The sequence below is a fragment of the Phaeovulum sp. genome (assembly GCF_041596715.1).
Classification (GTDB): domain Bacteria; phylum Pseudomonadota; class Alphaproteobacteria; order Rhodobacterales; family Rhodobacteraceae; genus UBA6213.
The window spans coordinates 1-3,434 of sequence record NZ_JBFHIA010000285.1 but is presented as its reverse complement, the minus strand read 5'-3'; the positions used below and the strand labels follow the sequence as shown (position 1 = coordinate 3,434).

The window sequence follows — 3,434 nt, the reverse complement described above, 5'->3', positions numbered from 1 at the left end:
CGTGGCCCCAAGCCGGCAAGAGGCGGTTGATGTGGCGCTTTGCTGGGGCTGGATCGACGGGCAGGTGCGGAGTTTTGATGAACAGTATTTTCTGGTCCGCCTGACGCCGCGGCGCGCAGGCTCTATCTGGTCGCAGTATAATCGCGCGCGCGTGGCAGAATTGATCGCCGAGGGCCGCATGATGCCGCAGGGACAAGCCGCGATCGACCATGCCCGCGCGAATGGGCGCTGGGATGCCGCCTACGGCCCGCTGCGCCAAGCAGAGGTGCAGCCCGATCTTGCCGCCGCTCTGGCCGGCGAACCCGCAGCTGCGTCGGCGTTTGCCCAGCTTGACAGTGCCAGCCGGTATGCTGCGATCTTCCGCATTCAGACAGCCAAAACGCCAAAAGCGCGCGCGGCAAAGATCGCGCGACTGGTCCATGACCTTGCGCAGGGAAATCTGCCTTAGCCAAAGACGCCCCAATCGACGGCAGCGCCCAAACCCCTTGGCATCTGCCGCCCGCCCGCGTATAGCCAGCGCCTGACGAACAGGAGCCCCCCATGCATGGCAGCGCTAACCTCAATCTAATGATCAAGGCCGCCCGCAAGGCGGGCCGCGCGCTGGTCAAGGATTTCCGCGAAGTCGAAAATCTTCAGGTCTCGTCCAAGGGGCCGGGCGACTTTGTCTCCAAGGCCGACCGCGAGGCAGAGCGGATCATCAAGGAAGAGCTGCGCGGCGCGCGCCCGTCCTATGGCTGGCTTGGCGAGGAAACCGGTGAAGAGGCGGGCGAAGACCCGACCCGGCGCTGGATCGTCGATCCGCTCGATGGCACCACCAACTTTTTGCACGGTCTGCCGCACTGGGCAGTGTCAATCGCGCTTGAGCAAAAGGGCGAGATCGTGGCGGGCGTGGTGTTCGATGCGGCCAAGGACGAGATGTTCTACGCCGAAAAAGGCTTGGGCGCCTTTATGAACGATCAGCGGATGCGCGTTTCCGGGCGCCGCACGATGATCGAGGCGATCTTTGCAACCGGTGTGCCCTTTGGTGGCCGCCCGACCCTGCCGGCCACGCTGCAAGACCTTGCGCGCCTGATGCCGGTTTGTGCGGGTGTGCGGCGCTGGGGCTCGGCGGCGCTTGACCTCGCCTATGTCGCGGCGGGTCGTTATGACGGCTACTGGGAACGCGGCATCAACGCTTGGGACATCGCCGCAGGGCTTATTCTGGTGAAAGAGGCGGGCGGCTTTGTCGGCGCCGTGCGCGAAGGCCGCGAAATCTTCGAAAGCGGTTCGGTAATCGCGGGCAACGCCGGGCTATACCCCCAGTTCTGCACGACCCTGCGCGAAGGCACCTGAAGCGCGCGCCCCTTACAGGGCTTTAGCAACACGAAATCGCTCACCGCCTGTCGGACGGGTGGTTTACCCCGTCGGCCCAAACGACCGGGTCAAGATCGCGTGGGTTCACCCCATCTAGGCAGGCGGCATTGACGCCGTATTCCTGCGGGTTTGAACGGCGTTGATGGTGGGTGTAGATGCCGCAGGTCTTGCAAAACCAGTGTTTCGCGCTGCGCGTTCCGAACTGATAAAGCGCAAGGTTGTCAGCGCCCCGCAGGATGGTAACGCCCGAAAGGGGCGCAGAAACGGCCACAGCCCCACGGCGGCGACAAAAGCTGCAATCGCAGCGCCGCGCGGTGGCGAGGCCATCGGAAAGCGTCACCAACATCTCGACCGCGCCGCAGTGGCAGGTAAGGCGATGCGGGGTAAGGATTTCGGGCAAGCTCATTTACGCCGCCGCGGCACAGTCGGAATCCGGCTTGGATAGGTGCTGGCGGGGTGGTCGGGGTGGCCGCCGCTGCGCGCCCAAAAACGGGTAGCGCCGCGCCGCGCCCAGACTGGCAGGGTAAGCGCCAAACCAGTCACAAACCCGCCGATATGCGCCCAGTAGGCCACGCCGTCGCCAACAAGATCGGCAGATGTTCCGTTGAAAAGTTGCAGCGCGAACCAGACCCCCAGCACCAACCATGCGGGCACCGGGATCACCTTGAAGAACACGATGAAGATGAACAACACATCAACCCGCGCACGGGGAAACAGCAGAAGGTATCCCCCCATCACCCCTGCAATCGCCCCCGAAGCGCCAACCATCGGCACCATGCTTGCGGGTTCCGCCACGATCTGCGCCGCAGCCGCTGCAAGCCCTGCGCCAAAGTAAAGCAGCGCAAAGCCGAAATGCCCCAACGCCTCTTCAAGGTTGTCACCAAAGATCCATAGAAACAGCATGTTGCCAACGATATGCGCCACACCCGCATGTAAAAACATATGGCTGACAAGGCCGATGAGCATTTGCCCATGCGTGACCATGCCAGGGTAAAGTGCCAGCGAAAACCACAGCTCTTCCATGTTGCCGCCCCAAGGCATGGTGGCAAAAAACAGCGCCAGATTGGTGGCGATCAGCGCCCAGGTCACAAAGGCCGGGCGTAGCGAAGGGTTGTGGTCGCGCAATGGAAACATGGCGCGAGCCTTTCGCAAGGCCGCGCGGGCGTCAAGTGGTTCTGGCGGCTCAGGCGGTGCCTGCGCCTGCCAGCAATGCTGCGTTGCCGCCCGATGCGGTGGTGTCGATGCAGATCACCCGCTCGTGCGCGACATGGGCAAGATCGGGCAGCGCGCCGATCAGCGGCAAGATCGGGCCTTCGCGTGCGGCAAGCACCTGCGCATAGGCGCGTGCCTCGGCAGCCCCGCCCCACCAAAGCACGCCGGAAAAACCGTCTAGCGTGGCAAGCGCCTCGGGCGCCAGCGCCGCCGGCACCTCAACCGCGCGGCCGCCGAGTTTGCGCACCGCCTCGGCTTGCGCCGCAGCCGCAGCGGTCCCCGGGCCAAGGCACAAAAGCGGCGCGCGGGCCTGCAACAGCAGGCGGTTCGATTCGCCCGTGGGGCCGGGTAGGTCACGCTCTGGCAGCGCCGGGGCTGGCGGGCAGGCGGCCAGCGCCGATGCGAGCGCGGTCGCAGTGGCGGGGGGCGCGGGTTCGGGCGGCGCAAGCGGCGCAGGCCGGGGCGGTGCGGTGAAGCGCGGTAGATACTGCGGCCCGCCCGCCTTCGGCCCAGTGCCCGATAGCCCCTCGCCGCCGAAGGGCTGGCAGCCAACCACGGCACCGATCTGGTTGCGGTTCACGTAGATATTGCCCACCGCCAGCGCCTCTGTCACCTCTTGCACGCGGTTATCGATGCGGCTGTGCAGACCAAAGGTCAGCCCGTAGCCGGTGGCGGTAATGTCGGCCAGCACACGCGGCAGGTCTTCGGCATTGAAGGTTGCCAGATGTAGCACCGGGCCAAAGATTTCGCGCCCCAGATCCGCGATGCCCCGCACACGGATCACGGTGGGGGCAATGAAATGGCCACCTTCGGGGCGCGGTAGTTCCTTCAGCAGCCGCTCCTCGGCCTCGGCCTGCCCGATATGCGCG

5 protein-coding genes are annotated in these 3,434 nt (G+C 65.2%); 2 read left to right on the top strand and 3 right to left on the bottom strand.

Features of this window, described 5'->3' with window-relative positions; all coding sequences use genetic code 11:
- Both ABY403_RS14700 and ABY403_RS14695 read left to right on the top strand, forming a co-directional pair.
- On the top strand, positions 1-448 hold a 448-nt coding region (locus ABY403_RS14700), incomplete at its 5' end, for a YdeI family protein (RefSeq protein ID WP_372841570.1).
- Between the two features lie 92 nt (positions 449-540).
- Positions 541-1,332, top strand: a complete 792-nt coding sequence (locus ABY403_RS14695) for an inositol monophosphatase family protein (RefSeq protein ID WP_372841569.1) — start codon at positions 541-543, stop codon at positions 1,330-1,332.
- Positions 1,333-1,372: 40 nt separating this feature from the next.
- Here ABY403_RS14695 and ABY403_RS14690 read toward each other — a convergent pair whose 3' ends face one another.
- The 3 genes from ABY403_RS14690 to ABY403_RS14680 all read right to left on the bottom strand — a co-directional run.
- On the bottom strand, positions 1,373-1,759 hold the full coding sequence (locus tag ABY403_RS14690; RefSeq protein ID WP_372841568.1) for a GFA family protein: 387 nt from the start codon (positions 1,757-1,759) through the stop codon (positions 1,373-1,375).
- Positions 1,756-2,487: a rhomboid family intramembrane serine protease gene (locus ABY403_RS14685; RefSeq protein ID WP_372841567.1), complete on the bottom strand. Its 732-nt coding sequence runs from the start codon at positions 2,485-2,487 to the stop codon at positions 1,756-1,758. Before ABY403_RS14685 ends, ABY403_RS14690 begins: the two co-directional genes overlap by 4 nt.
- Before the next feature lie 49 nt (positions 2,488-2,536).
- Positions 2,537-3,434, bottom strand: an 898-nt coding sequence (locus ABY403_RS14680; protein WP_372841566.1) for an aldehyde dehydrogenase family protein, incomplete at its 5' end; no start/stop codon positions are given.